This is a genomic window from Paenarthrobacter sp. 10N417 (assembly GCF_056394745.1).
In genome coordinates this window covers 25,172-47,380 of sequence record NZ_JBFTIL010000003.1, presented here as the reverse complement: position 1 = coordinate 47,380, position 22,209 = coordinate 25,172, and the positions used below count along the sequence as shown (strand labels likewise).

The window sequence follows — 22,209 nt, the reverse complement described above, 5'->3', positions numbered from 1 at the left end:
CCTAGGATTGGTAACCATGACCGATTCCGCAGTTACCCCGCAGGCCAGCGACCAGTATGTGCAGTCGTTGGCCAGGGGTCTGGCCGTGATCCGGGCGTTCGATGCGAACAACCCGGTGATGACCCTCAGTGAAGTCGCAGCCCGCACCGACCTGACCCGCGCCACAGCCCGTCGTTTTCTTCACACCCTTGTTGAGCTCGGCTACGTTCGCACGGACGGCAAGACCTTCGCCCTCACTGCAAAGGTGCTGCAACTCGGGTATTCGTATCTTTCGGCGCTGTCCCTGCCTCAGGTGGCTCAGCCACATCTGGAGCAGTTGAGCCTGAAGCTGGGGGAGTCCACGTCTGCCGCGGTCTTAGACGGCCCGGACATCTTCTACGTCGCCCGCGTCGCGACCCGCCGGATCATGAACGTGGGCATCACCGTGGGTACCCGCTTCCCGGCCTATGCCACATCGATGGGCCGCGTTCTGCTCGCGGGTCTGCCACAGGCCAAGCTCGAGGCATACCTGGCCAACGTCGAACTCAAGCCCATCACCCCGCGAACCGTGGCCAACGCTGCAGACTTGAGGGCCGCCGTCGAGCAGGTCCGTGCGCAAGGCTGGTGCCTGCTGGACCAGGAGCTGGAAATCGGGCTCATGTCTATCGCGGCGCCGGTCTGGAACCACAACAACGGCGACAATGTTGCGGCGATCAACGTGTCCCTTCAGGCCCAGGCGGTCGCGGCGGAGCCGGACCCGGACAAGTATCTCGAGTCAGTCCGGCAGGAAGTCGTCGCCACGGCCAACGCGATCTCGCAGGACGTGTCCGCGAAGCACTAAGTAGCTACTTACGGATCGCAGCCAACCGCGTCTCGAGAATCCGCCGAACCATGGAGTCCGGAACAGGGTTGTCAGCAGAGAACCGCAATGTCCCCGGCGACCACGAATAACCGCCCAGCTCCTCCGACATCTCCGGCAGGATCTGCCCGCTGAACGGGTACAGGGCAAGGTGCTTCTTGGTTTCGATCACACTTACGAAGCCCTTGCCGTCCACCAGCAAAGCAGGCATGCCGTAGCTGGTGCCTTCCTTGGCGTCCGGGGCAAGTTCACGCGCGATCGCAACTATCCGCTCGAGGATTTCCCGGTTACCCTCGCTGACGTTCTCCAGATATTCGGTGACGGTTCCCATACGAGACATGCTTCATTAAGGCCGCAGCAGAGGCCAGAGGTTTAGCCCTCAGGAATAACTGCGATGCCCTGGATTTCGATCAGGGCCTCTTTCTGCCACAGCCGGGTCACACCGATGCCCGCCATCGCCGGGTACTGAGTGCCAGCCATCTCACGCCAGATTCGTCCGATCTCGCGCCCGTTCGCCATGTAGTCGTCTACGTCTGTGAGGTAGATGGTGACGTTGACGAGGTCCTCCGGCTGTCCACCGGCTTCCCGCAACGTGGTCAGCACGTTGGAGAACGCCTGCGTGAACTGCTCCACAATGCCGCCGGGAACGATGTTCATGTTCTTGTCCAAGGCAGTCTGTCCACCCAGGAACACCGTGTTTCCGGCAAGCATGCCATGCGCAAAACCGGATGGCTTGGGGAGTGACTCCGGGTTGATTGTTTTGTGGCTCATGCTGTTCCTCCTTGTTGTGGCGACTGCAAAAACTTTTGAAATGCCTCTGTGCAGATCATTTCTGCCGTGCTACGTTGAGCATATGTGACGATCGTAAAAAAGTCGACACATTGAATCTCGAAGGAGCAGAACCCATGAAACTTGCCACCTTGCGCACCTCCGGCGGAAGTACGACGGCGGCACTCGCCACGGGTGCCGACACGTACGTTGCGCTGCCGGCCACCGACGTCGGCGCGCTCCTGGGACACCCGGAATGGCGCATGATCACCGAGAAGGCAATGGCGGACGGCGGACTCACCGTCATCGCAGCAACTGAAACTGACTTCGCCCCACTCCTTCCCCACGCCGGAAAAGTCATCTGTTGCGGGCTGAACTACGGGGACCACATCCAGGAAATGGGACGCGAACTTCCTGAATATCCGACCCTCTTCGCCAAATACGCGGACACGCTGATCGGAGCCGCAGACGCAGTAGAAGTCCATGGCAGTGGCCGCGTGGACTGGGAAGCCGAGTTGGCCGTCGTCGTGGGTTCTGAACTGTTTCGCGCTGACGAAGAGCAGGCCCGGGCGGCAATTGCCGGGTACACCGTTGCCAATGACGTCTCCATGCGTGACTGGCAGAACCGCACCCTGCAGTGGTTCCAGGGCAAGGCCTTCGACGCAACCACGCCAGTGGGCCCCGTGATGCTGACTGCGGACGAGGCAAGCGAAAGCTTCGAGGTCCGCGGCTACGTCAACGGTGAGCTCGTGCAGCAGGGAAACACCGGCACCCTGGTGTTCGGCCCCGCCCAGCTCCTGTCCTACATTTCCCAGTTCACCGTCTTGCGCCCCGGCGATCTCGTACTCACGGGCACGCCAGGGGGAGTCGGCATGGGTATGACCCCGCCGCGCTACCTCAAGGACGGCGACGTCCTCACCACCGAAATCGACGGCATCGGCCGCCTGGAAAACACGTTCCGAATCCACGCGCCGGTCGCGCCAATCCCCGCCAACGCCTAAATCCCACCGCCAAAAAGGAGAATCCCCATGAGCCAGACCACCACCGAATACCGCCTCGAAGGCGACAACTCCATCTACGCCGGCGCTGACGGCAAGGTTGTCCCCGTAGTGACCCGCGCGGGTGAGGAAGACACCAACACCGCCCAGTCCGGGGATTGCATCCGCGTCTCCGGAGTGAGCATCCAGCACACCCCGGCAACCAAGATCTGGTTCGGCCAGGTCTCCAACACCCCCGGGTACCGCTCCCTGCCGCACCACCACGGTGAAGCCGAAACCGGCGGCTACGTTCTTCGTGGCCACGGCCGCATCTACTTCGGCGAAAACTACTCAGAGTTCCTTGACATGAAGGCCGGCGACTGGGTCTTCGTGCCGCCGTTCATGCCTCACGTCGAAGCCAACATGTCCGTCACCGAAGAACTCGTGTGGCTGACGGCCCGCACCCCGGAGAACCTCGTGGTCAACCTCGACGACGTCCCCGACGAAACCCTCGCCGACTACCGCCGGGCGTAACCACCATGATCACAGGGACCCTTACCTCAGAGACCTTCCTCAAGGCCGTTGAACTGACGCCCACAACGGCCCAGGTTTTTGACGAAGCCTACGAGGCAACCACCCAATACGTTCCGTGGCCAAAAGCCTATGGCGGAGACATGGTGGCCCAAGCGGCAGCCGCCATGATGCTGTCCGTGGAGGCCGACAGGCAGCTCCACTCGATGCACAGCTACTTCATGCGCCCCGTGGACATCGGTGCCCATGTTCGCTATGAAGTAGAGCGCTTGCGCGACGGTCGCGGCTACTCCACCCGCAATGTCCGTGGTTTCCAGAATGGCAAGCCTGTATATGCCGCGATGGGTTCGTTCCAGGTTCCCGAAGATGGCCCGGACTTCCAGCCGGAGGCTCCTGCCGCCGTCGAGCCTGAATCCCTGCGCTCCGCAGCAGAGGCACTGGACGGGACAGAAGGCCCGGCCGCAGTCTATTGGTCTACGGGCCGTAGTTTCGACATGCGGCATATTCCGGGGCCGGTATACATCGAGCTTGAGGGTGGATCCATGCCGCAGCAGGCAATTTGGGTCAAGGCTTTCGACAGCCTCCCCGAGGACGCCAACCTCCACCGCACTGCCCTTGCCTACGTTTGCGACTACACCATCCTGGAGCCGCTACTCCGGGTCAACGGACTCAACTGGTCCACTCCCGGCCTCGCCRCCGCAAGCCTTGACCACTCAATGTGGTTCCACCGCGATGGCCGCGCCGATGACTGGGTCCTCTATGCACAAGAGGCCATATCAGGCCAAAGCAACAGGGGCCTGGCCATGGGCCGCTTCTTCGACCGGCAAGGAAGGCTCCTCGCCACAGTCGCCCAAGAAGGCATGATCCGCGCCTGAACAGCTTTACCCCCACCACCATCCCCAGCTTCACTGACGCACCACTGAAAGGAACGGCCATGAGCATGACGCCATCGGCCCACGTGGACACGTTCACCCGCGACCACCTGCCGCCCGCCAACACCTGGCCGGCGCTCGAATTTACCCTGCCCGAACTCCACTACCCGGAGCGGCTGAACGCTGCCGCCGTGCTGATCGACAACGCGGTCGAGACGTACTGTCCGGACAGGCCAGCGCTTCGCACCCCGGATGGCACAGTCTGGTCTTATGGACAGTTGCAGCAGCACTCCAACCAGGTTGCCCAGGTCCTTACCGAAGACCTCGGAGTAGAGCCCGGAAACCGTGTGCTGCTCCGCGGCCCCAACAATCCATGGCTGGTTGCCGCCTGGCTAGGCGTGCTCAAGGCGGGCGCGGTAGTAGTTACTACGATGCCCATGCTGCGTTCCACTGAAGTGGCCACGCTGATCCAGCTCACCAAGCCCGTTGTCGCCATTTCCGATCACCGCTTCGTGGATGAGCTCGCGACGGCGGCAGGCGAGGACGTCACCGTCTTGAGCTACGGAGGACCCGACGACGGCGACCTCATTCAACGCTGCACGGCCAAGAGCGGGGAGTTCACGGCTGTGGACACGTCTGCAGACGACGTAGCCCTGCTGGGTCCAACGTCCGGGACCACCGGTGTGCCCAAGGTGACCATGCACTTCCACCGTGATGTCCTGGCGAATGCGGACACGTTTGCCCGCTACATCCTGCAGCCCACGGCTGATGATGTCTTCGCCGGCTCTCCTCCGCTTGCCTTCACCTTCGGGCTCGGCGGACTGGTGATCTTCCCGCTGCGGTTTGGCGCGTCGTCGCTCCTGACCGAGAAGGCCGGGCCTGTGGAACTGGCCGAGCACGCTTCGGCTGCTGGAGCCACCATCCTCTTCACCGCCCCCACTGCCTATCGGGCGATCCTGAAGGAAAAGCGCGGTGACTTGCTCCGTGGCCTCCGCGTTGCTGTCTCGGCGGGGGAGCACCTGTCCAAGGAGACGTGGGAAGCGGTCCGTGAAGCGACGGGCCTGAGGCTGGTCAATGGAATCGGCGCCACGGAGTTGCTTCACGTGTTCATTTCCGCGGCCGGAGACGACATCCGTCCAGGTACCACCGGGAAGGCTGTGCCGGGCTTCCGCGCAACCATTCTTGATCAGGACGGGAACGAGCTGGGCCCAGGCCAGTCCGGCCGGCTGGCCGTGATTGGGCCCACGGGTTGCCGTTACCTCGACGACGTACGCCAAAAGAACTACGTGGTGAAGGGCTGGAACGTCACGGGCGATACGTTCTCCATGGACGAGGACGGCTACTTCACGTACCAGGCCCGCTCGGACAACATGATCGTTTCCTCCGGCTACAACATCGGGGCACCCGAGGTGGAAACCGCCATCGACCAGCACCCGGACGTGGTGGAGAACGCGGTGATCGGCCGGCCTGATCCAGAGCGCGGGAGCATCGTGTGCGCGTTCATCGTCCTGCGTGAGGGCGTCATTGGCGACGCTGCGAAACGCAAGGAAATCCAGGACTTCGTGAAGCAGACCATCGCCCCGTACAAGTACCCGCGCGATGTCCGCTTCGTCACCGAGTTGCCCCGCAATCCGAGCGGAAAACTCCAGCACTTCAAGCTCCGCGATGGCCTCCTCCAGGAGAGTGCCACAGGCGAAGCAGAAACCCAACAACTTACCCCCGCCGGCCAAAGCCAGGCTTGAGAAGGAGCATGAGCATGAAGATCGCAATCGTTGGAGGCGGCCCGGGCGGCCTGTACTTCGCAGCACTGATGAAGCAGCTGGACCCGTCGCACGACATCACCCTCTGGGAACGCAACGCGGCCAGCGACACCTTTGGCTTCGGCGTCGTGTTTTCCGATGAGACCCTCGGGGGCATCGGAAACGCCGATCCCGTGGTGGCCGAATACATGAGCCGTCGGTTCGCGCGCTGGTCTGATATCGACATCCACTTCCGCGACCAGATGATCACCGTCGGCGGGCAGGGGTTCGCGGCCATGAGCCGCAAGGAACTGTTGGAACTGCTGCAGCGCCGCTGCATCGAACTGAACGTCGACGTCCGGTTCAGCACAATGGCCCCTGCCATTGAGGAACTCGAAGCAAACTATGACCTGGTGCTCGCCGCTGATGGAGTCAACTCGCAGATTCGTGCCAAGTATGCCGATGCGTTCGGCCCGGACCTGGACCCGCGGAGCAACAAGTTCATGTGGCTCGGTACGGACCAGGTATTCGAGGCCTTCAAGTTCTTCGTGAAGGAAACTGAGTGGGGTGTCATGCAGATCCACGGCTACCCGTACTCCGATGAGGGTTCGACGTTCATCGTGGAAATGCACCAGGACGTGTGGCAGGCTGCCGGCTTCGACGAGACCGCCAACGATGTCTTCCCTCCCGGGGTCTCCGACGAGAAGGCCGTTGCCAAAATCCGTGAAATCTTCGCGGAAGAACTGAACGGCTACGAGGTCCTCACCAACAACTCCAAGTGGATCAACTTCACCACGGTCCGCAACCAGAGCTGGCGCAAGGGCAACGTTGTCCTGCTCGGCGACGCCGCGCACACCGCGCATTTCTCCATCGGCTCGGGCACGAAACTGGCCATGGAAGACTCCCTTGCTCTGGCTGCATGCCTGCACGAGCATCCGGACGTGGACTCTGCTTTGGCAGCGTATGAAGCCGAGCGGCGCCCCGTGGTCGCCTCCACGCAGCGCGCCGCGCAGGCATCGCTGGAGTGGTTTGAGCGGATCGGCCAGTACAAGGACCAGGACCCGACCCAGTTCGCGTTCAACCTGCTGACCCGCAGCCGCCGCATCACCCAGGAAAACCTCCGTCTCCGCGACCCGGAGTTCGCCCACGCCGTGGACCGGAACTTCGCCGAATCCCAGGGCCTGGCCCAGGTCGCGCCGGCGATGTTCCAGCCATTCCGCATCGGGGAACTGGAGTTGAAGAACCGCATCATCGTCTCCCCGATGGACATGTACTCCGCCACCGACGGGATCCCCGGGGACTTCCACAAAGTCCACCTCGGCTCCAAAGCCCTCGGCGGCGCGGGCCTGGTCATGACCGAAATGGTCTGCGTGTCCGAAACCGGGCGCATCACCCCCGGCTGCAGCGGCCTGTACACCGATGAACAACGGGACAGCTGGAAGGAAATCGTGGGCTTTGTCCACGCCCGCTCCACCGCCAAGATCGGCGCCCAGTTGGGCCACTCCGGCCGGAAGGGCTCCACCAAGCTCATGTGGGAAGGCATCGACCAGCCCCTCGAATCGGGCAACTGGACCGCCGTCGGGCCTTCCGCACTGCCGTACAGCAACGAAAACCAGACTCCCGTGGAGCTGGATCACGAAGGGATGGATGCCATCAAGGCGGAGTTCGTCGCTTCCGCCGTCCGCGCGGATGAGGCAGGCTTTGACCTCCTCGAAATCCATGCCGCCCACGGCTACCTGCTGTCCTCCTTCCTCTCTCCGGTTTCCAACAAGCGCACCGACGAATACGGTGGCAACCTGGAGAACCGGCTGCGGTTCCCGCTGGAAGTATTCGACGCCGTCCGCGCGGCTTGGCCTGCGAACAAGCCGATCACGGTGCGTATCTCTGCGACGGACTGGATCGAAGGCGGCAACACGTCCGACGACTCGATCGAGATTGCCAAGGCGTTCGTGGCACACGGTGCTGCAGGCCTTGACGTATCCACCGGCCAGGTCGCCAAGGAAGAAAAACCTGCGTTCGGGCGCAGCTACCAAACCCCGTTCGCGGACCGCATCCGCCAGGAAGTCGCCGCCCCCGCCGGGGTGGCCGTGATCGCCGTCGGCGCCATCTCCAGCTACGACGACGTGAACTCGATCCTCCTCGCAGGACGTGCCGACCTGATCGCCCTGGGCCGTACACACCTTTACGATCCGCAATGGACTTTGCACGCCGCCGCTGAGCAGGAATACCACGGCCCCGGCGCCCAATGGATCCCGCAATTCCGCGCCGGCCGCCGCAAACCCCCAAGCGCCCGCACCGACGCCGTCCGCCCCCGCCTGTCCCTGCTGAAGGAACCCGACGCCGAGCAAACCACCACCCACCTCCGCTGGACTCCCGCGTCCGCCACTGCATCTGCGTTGGTGAAGTAGCCATGGCCGCCGCACCGCTTAATGACTGGAACGTGCCCAAGCGCACCACCGGCTTGGTGCTGATTTGCTGCTGGCTCGCCATCCTCGCTGAGGGTTACGACGTCGGCGTTCTGGGGGCAGTGCTTCCGGCGCTGGCCGAGTACAAGCAATGGAACCTCAGCCCGCTTGCCCTGGGTGGGCTGGGATCATATGCCTTGATCGGCATGCTTATTGGAGCCCTGTTCATCGGGACTCTCAGCGACCTCGTAGGCCGTAAGAAGATGCTGTTGGCTTCCATGGTCATCTTCACGATCACCCAGGCAGGTGCGGCCTGGGCTCCCACGCCCGAGCTGTTTGGCATCTTCCGCCTCATTGGGGGACTCGGYATGGGCGGCGTCATCCCCGTGGCCGCAGCCCTGACAATCGAGTACTCAGCTCCCAATAGGCGTTCCTACAACTACGGCCTCATGTATTCGGGCTACTCGCTGGGCATCGTTGCGGCCGCGCTTGCTGCGATGTTCGTGCTGCCGGTTGGTGGCTGGCGGGCGGTCATCGCTATTGGTGCCGCGCCGATTGTCCTGCTGCCCATCATTTGGAAGTTCCTCCCCGAATCGTTGGAGTACCTCGAGTCCAAGGGACGTAAGACGGAGGCCAAAGCCTTGGCTGCCAAGCTGGAGATCGCCGACTACCAGCCGGTTGCAACGGTGGCGCAGCCCGGTTCCCCGGCCGCCTCACACACCGCCGATCCGTGGTGGAAGACCATTACCACGATGTTCTCCAGGAAGTACCTGCGCTCCACGGTGTTCTTCTGGATCTCCCTGTTCTGCGGCCTGGTACTCGTCTACGGGCTCAACACCTGGCTGCCGAGCATCATGAAGAAGGCCGGTTACGATCTCGGCTCGTCCCTGACGTTCCTGTTGGTCTTCAGCTTGGCATCGGCCATCGGCGGCCTACTCCTGGGCCGTGCGGCAGACAAGTACGGCAAGAAGCTCATCTTGGTGGTGTTTTACATCCTGGGTGGCCTGGGCATCATGCTCCTCGTCTTCCCCAACACCATGGTGGTCAACCTGCTGTTCGTGGCCTTCGCAGGCATCGGTTCCATCTCCACGTCGCTGGTCCTCACGGGCTACATCGCCGATTACTACCCGGCCAAGGTGCGCGGCACCGCCACGGGTTGGGCTCTCAGCTTCGCCCGCCTGGGTGCCATCTCCGGACCATTGATCGGCGGCTGGATCGCAGGTTCCAAGCTGCCATTCGAGGCCAACTTCGCGATCTTCGCGGGCATCGCAGTGGTGGCCGCAGCCGCCGTCGCAATGATTCCCAAGCCGCAACCCGAGGTGACAGTTGTTGCACCCAACGCAGCCGGCGTCGCGGATCCGGACGACGAGACCGCGGTAGTCAGCACCCGCTAGGAGAATCATGGACGCGTTTCCTGAAGCGAGTGTTGAGCGGACGGTTGAGTGGGTGGACACCGACGCCTCCGGCCACCAACACAACTCGGCCATCCTCCGATGGGTGGAAGCCGCCGAGGCAGAGCTGTTCCGCTCCCTGGAGCTGCCGGACTACTTTCCCAACGCTCCTCGCGTCCAGCAGGTGATCAACTACAAGGCCAAGCTCTGGTTCGGCCAGCGCGTCACCGCCACGGTGAAAATCCACGCGCTCGGCCGGACCTCGCTGACCATGGCCTTCGAGGTCCGCGGCCACCCACTTGAAAATGCGGCCCGCGAAACGCCCGACGGCGTCACTCACCAAGGTGCATCGTCGGACGGCAGCGAGGTGGCCGCCTTCGGGACGGTCACCACGGTCCACGTCCCCAACGGCACCACCGCCGCGCAGCCTTGGCCGGAACATTTCGTCCGGGCTGTGCGGGCCACCGAATAGCCTCGCGAGATGGCAGATAACCCCAATGTTGAGCCTTGGCATTGGGGTTAAATGCCATCTCGGCGGACGTGCCCCTACGGGACGAAGGCCTGCGCTAGCGTACCGTGCCCGCGGACGGTGATGTCGCCGTCGGCCGCGGAGACGAACAGTGACTGCCCCCTGGTGATGCTTCGCCCATGGGGAGCGGCGTTGGTAGCGGCCGTGATGTCACCGTCGAGGCAGACCAGGATGCGGGGTCCGTCGCCGGGCAGGATGACCTTGCCTTCTGCTGATCGGTTCGGGCGAGTGATGCTGAGGGCGAATTCCGGGACTGGAGGTCCGAACACGTGTGTCACCGCGTCGCCCGGCCCGGTGGAAACGTCGAAGCCCCAGGACGAGAAGTCAATGGCATGGAGCATGGACTCGATATCGATGTGCTTCGAGGTGAGGCCCAGCCGGAGGACGTTGTCCGAGTTGGCCATGATTTCCAGGCCAAATCCGCCAAGGTAGGCATGTGGAACGCCGTCGCCAAGAAAGACGAGCTGGCCAGGCTCGAGCTGGACACGGTTCAACACCAGGGAAACTACCGCGCCGACGTCGCCGGGGTACTGTTGTGCGAGTTCGACAACCGTCGCGCACGCTGCCCGGACGTCAGGGTCCGGATGAGACGCGGCCATGGACACAGAAATTCCGACCACAGTGTTGATGTCATCCGCGGCCAGGCCGACCATGGTTTCCAGAATCAGCTTGAGCCCGTCCTCAGCCCGTACGTCACTGAGCAGTGCCCTCACCGGTGACAACGGCCCCGCAATGGCGTCCAGGAGCCGCACTATCTCTGCAAATGGGCGAAATCCGACGAGTCCCTCGAACCTGGTAATGGCATAGACCATTTCGGGCTTGTTGCTTCGATCCTTGAAGCTGCGCCGCGGATCTGACAGAGGCACTCCCCGGCGTTCTTCTTCATGGAAGCCTTCCTCTGCCAGCTCCCGCGTCGGATGGACCTGGATGGAAAGTGGCTTTGCTGGCGCCAGGAGCTTGACCAGGTATGGCAAGCGTCCAAAGCCTGCCATCACCCTTTCCCCCAGGTGCCTCCGTTCATTCCGGCTGACGAATTCATCCAGCCCTTCCGCCCCTCCGGGCGCTTCAACGGTGGCTGGACCTGTGGGATGAGCCCCCAGCCAGAGTTCGGCAAAGGGCTCCCCGTCAGGAGTGAGGTTGAGGAATTCGGGCATGGCCGCGATGGATCCCCAGTCATAGGAGCGCCGGGTGCCTGTCAGTAAATGCACGGGATGGTTCCTTTTCTTTTGGTTTGCGGGCTCACTACTACGCGGTGTGAACCGAGGCCGTGTGCAGCAGCGCGTGAAGAGGGTGATCTGTTGGAAGGGTCGCCAGTTGTGCCACGCCGTCCAAGGTGCCTCCCAGAGGTGCGAGGATCTGGGCGTTTGGCCAGGCCTGTTCCAGTTTGTGTTGCAAGGGCAAGGCAACCCTGGGGTTTGACAGGATCTTTCCCACCCAGCTGATGGAGGGGTTGTCCTCCGGCGTCCAGCCGGTATTGCGTAGGCTGGCGCCCACGGACAACGCCAGCTCATCGGTGGCATGATCAACGATCCGCGCCGAGACGTGGTCATGTTCGGAAAGATCGATGATGGTGCGGGCGTAGGAGGCTACGAACGAGATCCGCTCGGGATTGGATTGGATCTCAATGTAGGCCGTCTCTACATCCGGGAAGTCCTGCTGGACCACTTCGAGAATCGCGGTGGGATGTCCCCGTCCGTCGTGCGCACGCATGGCAGCGTCCAGCCCTGCCCGGCCAATCCAGTACCCGCTTCCAGCGTCGCCCATGATGTTCCCCCAACCATCTACCCGCGAGTACCCGCCGGGCCCGGTCGCAAGGGTCACGACGCCGGTGCCGGCCGCCAGCGCTGCTCCACCGCGCTCGCCAAGGCAGCCGAGGTAGCCCGAGATGGAGTCATGTGCCAAACGGATCGCGGTGACGCCGAGGTCTTCGCAGGCCGCCAAAATGCTTCCGGCGTCAGCATTGGCGGGAGTCAGGCCAGAAAGCGCTGCAGCAACGTGAACACCTTCGCGCGGCTGCCCAGTGAGGACTGAGCGGATGACGCGTTCGAGCTGGGGCATGAGTGGGCCATCGGTGAGGAGCGGGGGGAATTCGCGTTCCAGTTCTGTGGCTGTCCCGGCCAGTAGCCTGGCGCGGATGGAGGACTGACCGCCATCAATGGCGACGACGGTGGAGGGAGGGATCACAGGGATTGCTTTCTTTCGTCAGCTGTTGCCGGCGCCTGATGAAGCGGCCGGGCTGAGGATGATTTTGAGGGTATTGATGCCGTTCAGGAGCAAGGCGTCGACATCGTGGAGCACCGGTTCCCCGCCGCAGCTGGATCCAAGTGCGTGGCCATTGATACTCGCCGAGGCGGAGGGTGTCAGTCCGTGGAAGATCAGCTTGGTGCTTCGTTTCCCTGTGCCGCGCCAAGGAAAGTCCAGGCTGTACTCCCACCCGCAGTGCGCAATCCACTCCGCCGTTGAGCTGGCCAAGAGGCCCGCAGATGCTAAATCCTGGTGGATGGCTCCAGGACGCGAGGTGGGGATCAGCTGGCCGGATACGCCCCGCGGTGCTGGTCCGGCAAGGAGGCGCATGTGCCAGCCTGAGGTCAGGCTGCGGTGCAGGACGTCGGTTTTGAGTTCCGCATCGAAGTAATCTCTCATGACGGCTCAAACCGTCAGGGCGACGTTGGCCGGGAGCGGCGTGGTGGGCACCGCGCGCAGATCGTTTGCCGTCCTGAGGACGGCAGGCGAGATGAACTCCAGAGGATCCACCACACTGGTTCCGGTGGTCACGATGAACGTCCATTCCGAACCGGCAGGCAAGGTGACCAGTGCGTGGTCGACGCGGGCACCTGGATCTACGCGATCCACCTGGAGGGTGATGTCACGGGCCAGCGATGTTGCTTTCACGCTGATTTCGTACCCGACTTCGACTGCCTTGACGGAGGACTCCAGCGGCTCAGGGTTGAGCCGCAGGTTGATGTCTTCCACGAACGTGTGGACAACGCGCTCCTGTCCGAGGTTGACCACCAAGGCTTCGTTGGAGGGGTCCTCCGGTGTCGACAAATCCTGCCTAACCGGCAGCGTGAGCACGGCGCGGGCAGGAACCTCGACGAGTTCTTCGTGTTCGTTCCGGACTGCACCATCAAGCGTCTGCAAGCAAAGGGTCAAGGGACCGCTCCAGGTCTCGTCCGTATCGTTCACCAAGGAGACCGCCAACTGGCCATCACGGTCTCCGAGGGAGATGATCCGTGGTGCGTAGGCCAGCCGCAGGGCATGCCACAGGGGCTTGGGCCTTTCTTCCGAGTCCACTGCCGCCCAGGAGGTGACGGGCCAGCAGTCGTTGAGCTGCCATACGATGGCCCCTGCCGTGCGGGGCCACCATGAGCGGTAATGCTCAATCGCATATCGCACTGCGCGTGCCTGGTTGAGCTGGGTAGCCCAGTGCCAGTCCTGGAAGTCGGCGGGTATGCCCAGATGCGGCTCCAGGCCTCGATCCAGCTTTCCGTTGCCGTCGTCCGCTTTCTGATGGACGAGGAAATTCGGATCCTCCTTGGGGTTTTCCGCGTCAGCGAGCGGGCCGCCGTCGCTGGCGTGCACAAAGTCGCTGAGCGTGCGCCAGGTCGGAGGGCCCTGGAATCCAAATTCGGAGCAGAACCTGGGAATCTCGCTCCGGTATTCGGAGTAGTCGATCCTGTTCCACACCTCCCACTGGTGATGGGTGCCGTGATCGGGATCGTTAGGGTGAATGACCTCCGGGTTCTGGCCGGGGGAGTAGGGGCTGTTATCGCAGTAAGGGCGCGTGGGATCAAGCTCAGCAACGATCCCGCCGAGGAGTTCGTGGGCGTAGCGATCACCCCAGCTCCGTCCTCCCAGCTCTTCCTTCCAGCCCCAATCTTCGTGGCCCCAGACGTTTTCGTTTCCGCCGTTCCAGACCACCAGGGAAGGGTGGGAAGCGAGCCGAACCACGTTTTCGTGGGCCTCGGCCTCGATCTCCTCCCAGACCGGTGACTCCTCGGGGTAGGCAGCGCACGCGAGCAGGAAATCCTGCCACACAAGAACGCCACGCTCATCGCAGGCCTCGTAGAAGTCCTCTGTTTCGTAGATGCCCCCGCCCCACACACGGAGCAGGTTCATGTTCGCTCCGAGGGCTTGATCCACTCGTCGGTCAATTCGGTCCCGCGTGATCCGCGTCAGCAAATGGTCATCCGGGATCCAGTTGGCGCCCTTGACGAACACGGGTTTGCCGTTGACGTGGAGGGTGAAGGCCGTGCCGGTCTCGTCCTTGCTGGTATCGAGGTGCACGTTACGGAAGCCAATCCGGCGTTCCCACGAATCAAGTTCGACGCCGCCGGATTCGTTCAGACGGACCTGTAGCTCAGCCAAAGGCTGCTCGCCGTAGCCCGCCGGCCACCACAAAGGAGCATTGGGAACGTCCAGCGTCATCACAGCGGAATCACTGCCAACAGGGATCGTTGCAGTGACTTCTTGCCCCAAAACGGTGGCTGACAAGGTGAGCTCACCCTCGTGGCCAAGCCCGGAGCGCTCGATCAAGACCCGAACCTCCACGTTTCCTGTTCCATCGGGAGTGACAGTGACCAGCGGAGTAACCTGGGCTATCCGCGCCACGGACCAGCGCTCAATCCTGGCCTCTTTCCACAGCCCTGCTGTCCTCAGATCCGGACCCCAGTCCCAACCGAAGCTGCACGCCATTTTCCTGACGAAGTTGAATGGCACGGGATGATACGCGCTGGGGCGGTCACCCAAGGCTGCTCGAAGTTCCTCGGCGTAAGCGGTAGCGGAACGCAGCGTGACGGCCAGGGTCGTCCCGGTTCCGTCCGCAGCGGAGCGGGCATCGAACCTGTACGAGCGGTGCATGTTGGCCGTGCGTCCCAGCTCGACATCCCCGAGCTTGATGCTGCCGATGGTGTCCACGCCATCGAAAACGAGGTCTATGCGCTCGCCTTCCCCAGAAACGGGGAGCGTCAGTGGCAGCTCGTAGCACCAATCGACATGGTGCATCCACTGCAGCTTCTTCTCATTGGCGTCCAGGTAGGGGTCCGGGATGAGTCCGGCCCGGAGCAGGTCAGTATGTACGGACCCGGGTACTTGGGCCGGCACGCGTGCCGGGATTTCAGCTGGTACCGGGCCCGCAACGGGAGCTACTGTCCAACCGTCATTCAATGGCGTCGAGATCATCTTCTTGGTCCTAGTTGTGTTCGAGAGTAGGAAGTTCTGCGGCTATTTCGTCCATATGTACCCACCGTTTGCTGAAGTGGTTGAAGCACACAGTGTTGTCTATGGCGTCACGATCCGGCGGAAGCTCGCTGGCAGCCACTTTGCCAACGCGTTCCGGATCCGGGGCAGCCTGGGCCAACAGCTGGGTGTAGGGGTGCTGTGGGTTGAGGATGACATCATCGGAAGGCCCGCGTTCCACCACCCTGCCCCTGTAAAGGACCAGGATTTCATCGGAGAAATGCCGGGCAGTGGCCAGATCATGGGTGATGTAGAGGACTGCGAGATTGTCTTCGCGCTGCAACCGTCCCAGCAGGTTCAATACGCCCAGGCGGATGGACACGTCCAACATGGATACGGGCTCGTCGGCGATCAACACCTGGGCGCCGGGTGCCAAAGCGCGGGCGATGGCAACCCGCTGGCGCTGACCACCGGAAAGCTCGTGTGGACGCTTGGCGGCGATCACTTCTGCGGGCGTCAGGTTCACGCGTTCGAGCATCTCCAGAACGCGGTGGTGTGTTTCAGCGGCCGTCCGTGTGCGCCCGTGGATCCTTAAGGGCCGCGCGATGTGGTGTTCGATCGAATGGAAGGGGTTCAGCGAGGCAAAGGGGTCCTGGAACACCATTTGCACGTGACGACGATAGACAGATCCGAGCACAGGGGTTTTATCATCCAACTGAACAGAGACCGAGCCGGATGTCGGCTTCTCCATCTGTGTGAGGAGCTTGGCGATGGTTGACTTCCCCGATCCTGATTCCCCTACCAAGGCCACCGTTTTGCCTGGCAGCAAATCGAAGCTGACGCGGTCCACCGCCCGCAAGGACCGCCGTCGAAATCCCTCTCGAAGCGTGTATTCCTTGGTCAGGTTGGTCACGGAGACGGATGTCATGGCTGCTCCTCGAAGTCGTAGTTCCCGCCAAAGCCAGAGTCCTCGCCGGAACGGATGAACGCGCCCCGGCCGCCGCTGAGGCTGGGGAACGAGGCGAGAAGTTTGCGGGTGTAGGGATGGGACGCTGAGCGGTAGAGCGACTCCGCGCTGTCCAATTCCACAATCTCGCCCCGCAGCATCACAGCGATGCGATCACTGATCTCCAGAAGCAGCGGCAGGTCATGCGTGATGAATACGACGGCGAAGTTCAGCTCCTCTTTCAGCCTCACGATCTCCCGCAGGATGTCCCGCTGGACCACCACATCAAGTGCGGTGGTGGGTTCGTCCATGATCATGACCTGAGGTTCCAGGAGCATGGCCATGGCGATCATGACGCGTTGCCGCATCCCTCCTGATAATTCATGCGGGTAGGAACGCAGGCGCTGGGGGTCTACACCCACGAGCCTGAGCACTTCGGCGCAGCGGGCCTGCCGTGCCGCCTTGCGGAGGCTTGGCTCGTGCGCACGGAGCGTATCGTCCAGTTGGTTTCCGATGGTGCGGACAGGGTTGAGCGCGTTCATGGCACCCTGGAAAACCATGGACAGTTTTGACCAGCGGAAGCGGCGCAGGGCCTCGTCCTCCAACTCCAGGAGGTCCACGTCCTGGCCGTCACGGTCGTGGAAGGTGACTTCCCCGGATGCGATACGGGCGGGGGGTTGGTGAAGGCGGTTGATGGCGTAGGCCAAAGTGGTCTTACCGCAGCCGGATTCGCCAGCCAGGCCAAGGATCTCACCGCGGCCCAGCTCGAAGCTTGCGTTCTTGACCGCCGGCACTGGATGATCCGTCTCATAGACGACGCTCAGGTTCTTGACCGTTAGAACGGGTCCGCGGGTTGTGCGGACGGGCGCTTGCCCGAGTGCGAGGTCGGCGCTCATGAGGTCACAGCCTTCTTTTCGATCCGGGCAGCCTGCCGTGCGCGTTTCCGCACGAGCCGGACATTCTTGAGTTTCGGGTTGATGATCTCGTCTATGGAGAAGTTGATCAGCGAGAGTCCCATGCCGAAGAGGGCGATCATCAGCCCTGGCGGGAGGAACCACCACCACGCTCCCAGCGGCAGGGCGAATCCGTTCTGCGCATAGAACAGCATGGTGCCGAGCGTGGACGAACTTGAGGCACCTAGTCCAAGGAACGACAATCCGGCTTCGCCGAGAATCGCCGCGATCACTGAGAACACGAACTGGGAGGCGAGAACCGGCAGAAGGTTGGGCAGGATTTCGACGGCGATAACGCGCCATGCGCGCTCGCCGGAAACCCTCGACGCTGCAACGTAATCGCGATTCCTCACGGAGAGGGTTTGTGCGCGAAGGACCCTGGCCGAGGCGGCCCAACTGGTCAGGGCAAGGACCACGGCGATGGTCCATAATCCGCGGCTCTCGCGAGGCACGAAGCCGGAGATGACGATGACCAGTGGCAAGCCAGGGATCACCAGGAACACGTTGGAGAGCAGGGAGAAAACCTCATCTGCGAATCCACCGATGTAGGCGCCGTAAATGCCAAAGAACGCCGAGAGGACGGTGGCCAGAACACCTACCAGGAAGCCGATCTGGAGTGATCCACGGGTTGCATGGGCAAGCTGGGCCAGGACGTCCTGCCCGGTCTGCGTGGTGCCTAACCAGTGCTCGCCAGTGGGCCCACTGAGTCCTATGTTGCTGATGGCGGCGGGATCGCCCACCAACAAGGGGCCGATGGCACCGAAAACCATGATGGATCCGATGAGGGCCAGGCCTGTGATCAGCCAAGGAGTTGGCGTGGGTAGCATGAGGCGCCAGGCTGGCTTGGGTCGCTGGCCGCGACTGCGCTGGCCGCGACCGCGGGCCATGGTGGCCAGTTCTTCCGTTGCGTTTGCCTGCCCTGATATGGACTGGATATTGGTCATGTGGGTTGCGCTCCTTAGCCTTTGGCCCGTGTCCGGGGATCGACCAGGCTGTAGAGGAGGTCGACCAGGAGGTTCGCTGCGAGGACAGCGATGGTGATGTACAGGAACACGCCCTGCATGAGTGCGTAATCGTTGTTGGTCACTGCCGCCAGCAGCCGCGATCCGATTCCCGGGTATGAGAAGACCTGCTCGGTCACCACGGAGCCCGAGACGACGAACCCGAGCGAGATGGCAAAACCGGCAACGGACGGGAGAACCGCGTTACGGGCAGCGTAGTTACGCAGGATCCAGCGGTCCGGAAGTCCCTTGGCCCGGGCCGTGAGGACATAGTCCTCTGACAACGTCGAGACCATCATGTTGCGCATTCCCAACAGCCATCCTCCGAGGGATGCGATGACAATGGTCAGGGCAGGAAGGACTGCGTGTTCTATGGCCGAGAGGATGAAAGGGCCGTTCAATCCGGGGTCGAGGACCACGTTGTAGCCTCCTTGGCCCGGGAAGAGGCCGAGTCCACGGGAGAGGATGTACACCAGCACCAAGGCGAGCCAGAAGTAGGGGACGGCGGCAAGAAGCGTTGTCGCTGGAACCAAGGAGTCCAGCCACGTACCGGGCCTCCAGCCAACGAAGGCTCCGAGCAGGATTCCCAGGGTGGCGGCAATGATGGTGGAGACGCCTACCAGGATCACTGTCCACGGCATTGATGCTCCGATGACGTCCGTAACTTTAGCCGGGAAGTAGCTGATGGACACTCCGAGATCGCCCCGGAAGATGTTGCTCAGGTAAGACCAGTACTGCGCGAGGATGGGCTGCGAGTCATCACCACCCAGGAGGATGGCGTAGGACTGGCGCGTCTCAGCGGTGATGCTGCCTCCCCGCTGTTGGAGCTTGGCCAGCAGGATGTCCACGGGATTGCCTGGCAACATCCGGGGGATGATGAAGTTCAGGGTCAAGGCCGCCCAGAGAGCTGCGGCATAGAAGCCCAGTTTTCGGATGACGTAGTTCACTGTTTAGCCTTCAGCGGGCTTGAGGGACTTGAAGATTTGGGCAGCATCCAAGCGGGACCAGACTGCGGGGAAGGCATACATGTTCTCTTCGCTGGGCCAGCCAGTGAACTTGGCCTTGTTCCAGATGCTGGTGGTGCCTCCGGTTACCACGGGGATGTAAGGCATGTCCTTGAGGATGGCCGCCTGGATGATGTCAAACTGCTTCTGCCGTTCGGCTTTGTTGTCGAAACGGAGGTTCTTGACCGATTCCAGGGCTGCGTCGACTGCTGGGTTTGAGTACCGCGCGTAGTTCGTGCCTGCAGTTTGGCCCACTGGCGCCGAGGTGGCGGAGGAGAAGAAGTAGTTGTAGACGTAGTAAGGGTCTGCCGCTGGCCCTTGGTACAGCGAATCGATGGCCAGCTGGAACTTGCCCTTGCTGCGCTTGTCGGTCCACTCGTTCCAGGAAGACTGCGAAGCCTGGACGTCGATTCCAGCGGCTTTGGCCTGCTCGGAAATGGTCTGGATTGCGGTGATGTAGTCCGTCCATCCCGTCACGACCTCAACGGTCAGGCTGAGCTTCTGGCCGTTCTTTGCGTAGATTCCATCTGAGCCCTTGGCCCATCCGGCTGCCTCCAGGGTTTGTTGTGCCCCCTGGGTATCAGCTGTTTCGGGCGCAGTGGTGGGCTTCACCGCCGTCGAGATCCATTCAGCCTGGGTGTCGGTCAGGGCGAATGACGGCGAGATGGGTGACGCCGTGTTCTCGTAGGCCAGCTTGTTCAGCTGGGTGCGGTCGATGGCGAGGTAGAGGGCTTTCCGGACTGCCGGGTCTGTCTGCGGTCCTGTGCAGCCAAGGTCCGCGTTGGCGCAGGCGGCCAGGACCTGCTGGCTTTGGGCCACTGTTTGCTTCTCATACTTGGGGAAATTCTTGGACACGTTCTGAATGTCCGGAACAGGGCCGGTTTGCCAGTCGATGGTGCCTGAAGCGATGGCGTCAGCACCTGCGGTGTTGCCGGAAAGGGCGATGTATCGAACGTTCTTGACGGCCGGTTCGCCGCCCCAGTAGGTGGGGTTGGCCTTCAGCGTAAATGCCTGGGGCTTGAAGTCCGCCAACTGGTAGGCGCCAGTCCCTACCGGCTTTTCCACGACGTCGGTCTCGGGGTTGATCTTTGACCAGATGTGCTCGGGAACAATAACGGCCTGCGTGAGGATGTCCGGTCCTGTGACAAAGGCGGGGCTGTCCCACACGAACGTGACGTGGTTAGGGTCCACCACGTTCACGGTTCCCTTGAATCCCAAGCTGTTCAGCGCGGGATGTTGCTTGAGCAGGTTGAAGGTGAAGGCCACGTCATTTGCCGTGAAGGCTTCGCCGTCGCTCCATTTCACGCCCTCGCGAAGAGTGACGGAGAGCTGGGTGCCGGCCTCGTTCCAGGTGAATTCCTTGCCGAGGAGTGGCTCAGGCTTGGCATCTGCTGCCGCCTTGTTTTGGTAAAAGAGCGGCTCGAAGATAGCCCCCGGCCCCGCTACCTGGGAGGGCGAGAACGGGTTGAAGTTGATCTGGTAGTCGCCGGCCTGACCGGTGTATGCGATCAGTGTTGAGTCGCCTGCTGCGCTGGTTCCGCCGCCTGAACAACCGCTGAGGAGGAGGCCGAGTGCAGTCGCGCCGGCGGCCATTGCAAGGGTGCTGCGCCGAAGTTTGGCAGCCCGGTTTGGAAAGTTGAGGAGCATCCCTGGTCCCTTTCATCTAGCCGGACCGCTATGACCGGCTGGGGTTTTTATGTGCCGTGGATCACGACCTATGAAAAAGTTAGGTGATTAAATTAAGTCAGTCAAGTTATTATGAACCCAGCCACTGTTACAGATTTGAAGAGGAGAAGGGTGAGGACCATTACGCCGCATCCACCGCCGGGCCCATCAACCCGGGCCAGGTTGCTGGACATCATGCGCACTCGGGGAACGGTCAGCCGGGTGGAACTGGTAGGTGCCACGGGCCTGACGCCGGGCACTATCACCAACGTGATCCGCGAACTGCTCGACGACGGCCTGGTGCGGGAGGTGGGGCAGTCCCGCTCAACAGGTGGGCAGCCCAGACGGCTCCTCAGGCTCCGGGCTCAAGCACACTACGCAGTGGGGGTCCAAATGGATCGATGCACCAGCTCCGTGGTTCTCGCCGACTTCACCGGGCGCTTGGTGGCAGAAAAGACGCTCCAAGGATCAGGGAGCCACAGCCCTGAAGAGATGCTTCAGATTCTTGCTGCCCACATCCACAAACTCCTTGAGGTCCAGGAGGTGCCGCTCGAGAGTGTGCTCGGAATAAGCCTTGTCACGCACGGTCCGCAGGACAGGATCAAGGGCACTCTTCTTGCGCCCCGTCCCGGTCCGCAGTGGTACGGCCATCCGCTCGTCCCGTCGCTGTCACGGCTCACTGGACTGCCCGTGATCCTGGAGAACGATGCCACTGCTGCCGCGATAGGCGAGCAATGGCTAGGGGACGTCGCCGCCGATTCTTTCGGAGTGATCTACATGGCAAGTGGCCTGGGTGGCGGAGCCGTAGTGAACCGGGAGGTATATCGCGGAAGTGGCTCCAACACGGTGGAGATTGGCCACATCACCCTCGACGCAGACGGACCGCTCTGTGAATGCGGCAACAGGGGATGCGTGGAGAATCTCTGCGGCGCAGCTGCTGTAGTGGCCAAGGCCGTGGGGGACGTGGCGCTACGTGACCGCTTGGGACTCAAGGACAATCCCGCGGAAACGCTCAACGATTTTGAACTCATTTCATCGGCGGCGATGGCCGGTGATGCCCCTGCCCGGCTTTTGCTCCAGGACGCGGCACGCGGGCTAGGACAGGCCGCAGTGACCTTGGTGAACCTCTTCGACCTCAGCACAGTGGTGCTTGCCGGGCCAGCCTTCTCGGCGGCCGGCCCGCTCATCCGCGACACGATCTCGGCAACCGTCAACGCCGCCGCCTTCAACCGCGAGCTGCAGCCAATCGACGTCGTCCTGTCCTCGCATGGTTCGCTCGCAGCCGCCATCGGAGGCTCTTTGCAGGTACTCCGAACGGCCAGCGCCACCAAGGAGCGGAAGCCCGTTCCGCCGTCGTACTTTCACGGACACAACCATCAACAATTTGCCAGCCTCAACCCCTGAACGATCCC

General features: G+C 62.3%; 20 protein-coding genes. 9 read left to right on the top strand and 11 right to left on the bottom strand.

The genetic code is table 11. From position 1 onward, the window contains the following. The first annotated feature begins 16 nt into the window (after window positions 1-16). Complete coding sequence (locus AC1DCM_RS04560) at window positions 17-820, top strand: IclR family transcriptional regulator domain-containing protein (RefSeq protein WP_477517458.1); 804 nt, start codon at window positions 17-19, stop codon at window positions 818-820. Between the two features lie 4 nt (window positions 821-824). Here AC1DCM_RS04560 and AC1DCM_RS04555 read toward each other — a convergent pair whose 3' ends face one another. Both AC1DCM_RS04555 and AC1DCM_RS04550 read right to left on the bottom strand, forming a co-directional pair. Next, complete coding sequence (locus AC1DCM_RS04555; RefSeq protein WP_477517457.1) at window positions 825-1,169, bottom strand: iron chaperone; 345 nt, start codon at window positions 1,167-1,169, stop codon at window positions 825-827. A 41-nt stretch (window positions 1,170-1,210) separates the two neighbouring features. After that, a complete protein-coding gene (locus AC1DCM_RS04550) occupies window positions 1,211-1,609 on the bottom strand; it encodes a RidA family protein (RefSeq protein ID WP_442017275.1) in 399 nt (132 codons plus the stop codon). A gap of 134 nt (window positions 1,610-1,743) precedes the next feature. Between AC1DCM_RS04550 and AC1DCM_RS04545 the strand changes: the two genes are divergently transcribed. Genes AC1DCM_RS04545 through AC1DCM_RS04515 form a run of 7 tightly spaced genes read left to right on the top strand, consistent with a single transcriptional unit; the run spans window position 1,744 to window position 9,993 of the window. Then, window positions 1,744-2,607, top strand: coding sequence for a fumarylacetoacetate hydrolase family protein (locus tag AC1DCM_RS04545; RefSeq protein WP_477517456.1), 864 nt, complete (start codon window positions 1,744-1,746; stop codon window positions 2,605-2,607). 27 nt (window positions 2,608-2,634) lie between these two features. Beyond that, window positions 2,635-3,117 carry a cupin domain-containing protein gene (locus AC1DCM_RS04540; RefSeq protein ID WP_442004841.1) on the top strand — a complete coding sequence of 161 codons (483 nt, stop codon included), beginning with the start codon at window positions 2,635-2,637 and terminating at the stop codon, window positions 3,115-3,117. 5 nt (window positions 3,118-3,122) lie between these two features. Beyond that, on the top strand, window positions 3,123-3,989 hold the full coding sequence (locus AC1DCM_RS04535) for an acyl-CoA thioesterase (RefSeq protein ID WP_477517455.1): 867 nt from the start codon (window positions 3,123-3,125) through the stop codon (window positions 3,987-3,989). A gap of 59 nt (window positions 3,990-4,048) precedes the next feature. Further along, the gene (locus AC1DCM_RS04530) at window positions 4,049-5,728 is read left to right on the top strand and encodes an AMP-binding protein (protein ID WP_477517454.1); all 1,680 of its coding nucleotides are present in this window, start codon (window positions 4,049-4,051) and stop codon (window positions 5,726-5,728) included. A gap of 14 nt (window positions 5,729-5,742) precedes the next feature. Beyond that, the gene (locus AC1DCM_RS04525; protein ID WP_477517453.1) at window positions 5,743-8,133 is read left to right on the top strand and encodes a bifunctional salicylyl-CoA 5-hydroxylase/oxidoreductase; all 2,391 of its coding nucleotides are present in this window, start codon (window positions 5,743-5,745) and stop codon (window positions 8,131-8,133) included. Window positions 8,134-8,135: 2 nt separating this feature from the next. After that, the gene (locus AC1DCM_RS04520; RefSeq protein ID WP_477517452.1) at window positions 8,136-9,524 is read left to right on the top strand and encodes an MFS transporter; all 1,389 of its coding nucleotides are present in this window, start codon (window positions 8,136-8,138) and stop codon (window positions 9,522-9,524) included. Between the two features lie 7 nt (window positions 9,525-9,531). Next, a complete protein-coding gene (locus AC1DCM_RS04515) occupies window positions 9,532-9,993 on the top strand; it encodes an acyl-CoA thioesterase (RefSeq protein ID WP_477517451.1) in 462 nt (153 codons plus the stop codon). A gap of 74 nt (window positions 9,994-10,067) precedes the next feature. On the opposite strand, the gene manA is transcribed toward AC1DCM_RS04515, so the two are convergent. The 9 genes from manA to AC1DCM_RS04470 are packed head-to-tail and all read right to left on the bottom strand — an operon-like array spanning window position 10,068 to window position 20,779. Further along, entirely contained in the window at window positions 10,068-11,258 is a 1,191-nt protein-coding gene (manA, locus tag AC1DCM_RS04510; RefSeq protein WP_477517450.1) for a mannose-6-phosphate isomerase, class I, read from the bottom strand. A gap of 37 nt (window positions 11,259-11,295) precedes the next feature. After that, on the bottom strand, window positions 11,296-12,234 hold the full coding sequence (locus tag AC1DCM_RS04505) for a BadF/BadG/BcrA/BcrD ATPase family protein (RefSeq protein WP_477517449.1): 939 nt from the start codon (window positions 12,232-12,234) through the stop codon (window positions 11,296-11,298). Between the two features lie 18 nt (window positions 12,235-12,252). After that, entirely contained in the window at window positions 12,253-12,693 is a 441-nt protein-coding gene (locus AC1DCM_RS04500; RefSeq protein WP_477517448.1) for a glycosyl hydrolase 2 galactose-binding domain-containing protein, read from the bottom strand. 6 nt (window positions 12,694-12,699) lie between these two features. Next, window positions 12,700-15,231: a glycoside hydrolase family 2 protein gene (locus AC1DCM_RS04495; protein WP_477517447.1), complete on the bottom strand. Its 2,532-nt coding sequence runs from the start codon at window positions 15,229-15,231 to the stop codon at window positions 12,700-12,702. Between the two features lie 10 nt (window positions 15,232-15,241). Continuing rightward, entirely contained in the window at window positions 15,242-16,156 is a 915-nt protein-coding gene (locus tag AC1DCM_RS04490) for an ABC transporter ATP-binding protein (protein WP_477517446.1), read from the bottom strand. Continuing rightward, the gene (locus tag AC1DCM_RS04485) at window positions 16,153-17,070 is read right to left on the bottom strand and encodes an ABC transporter ATP-binding protein (protein WP_477517445.1); all 918 of its coding nucleotides are present in this window, start codon (window positions 17,068-17,070) and stop codon (window positions 16,153-16,155) included. Before AC1DCM_RS04485 ends, AC1DCM_RS04490 begins: the two co-directional genes overlap by 4 nt. Then, a complete protein-coding gene (locus tag AC1DCM_RS04480) occupies window positions 17,067-18,071 on the bottom strand; it encodes an ABC transporter permease (protein ID WP_477517444.1) in 1,005 nt (334 codons plus the stop codon). Before AC1DCM_RS04480 ends, AC1DCM_RS04485 begins: the two co-directional genes overlap by 4 nt. 14 nt (window positions 18,072-18,085) lie before the next feature. Beyond that, complete coding sequence (locus tag AC1DCM_RS04475; protein ID WP_477517443.1) at window positions 18,086-19,075, bottom strand: ABC transporter permease; 990 nt, start codon at window positions 19,073-19,075, stop codon at window positions 18,086-18,088. A gap of 3 nt (window positions 19,076-19,078) precedes the next feature. Beyond that, window positions 19,079-20,779, bottom strand: coding sequence for an ABC transporter substrate-binding protein (locus AC1DCM_RS04470; RefSeq protein WP_477517442.1), 1,701 nt, complete (start codon window positions 20,777-20,779; stop codon window positions 19,079-19,081). Between the two features lie 150 nt (window positions 20,780-20,929). Between AC1DCM_RS04470 and AC1DCM_RS04465 the strand changes: the two genes are divergently transcribed. Beyond that, on the top strand, window positions 20,930-22,201 hold the full coding sequence (locus tag AC1DCM_RS04465; protein WP_477517441.1) for an ROK family transcriptional regulator: 1,272 nt from the start codon (window positions 20,930-20,932) through the stop codon (window positions 22,199-22,201). Window positions 22,202-22,209: the final 8 nt, after the last annotated feature.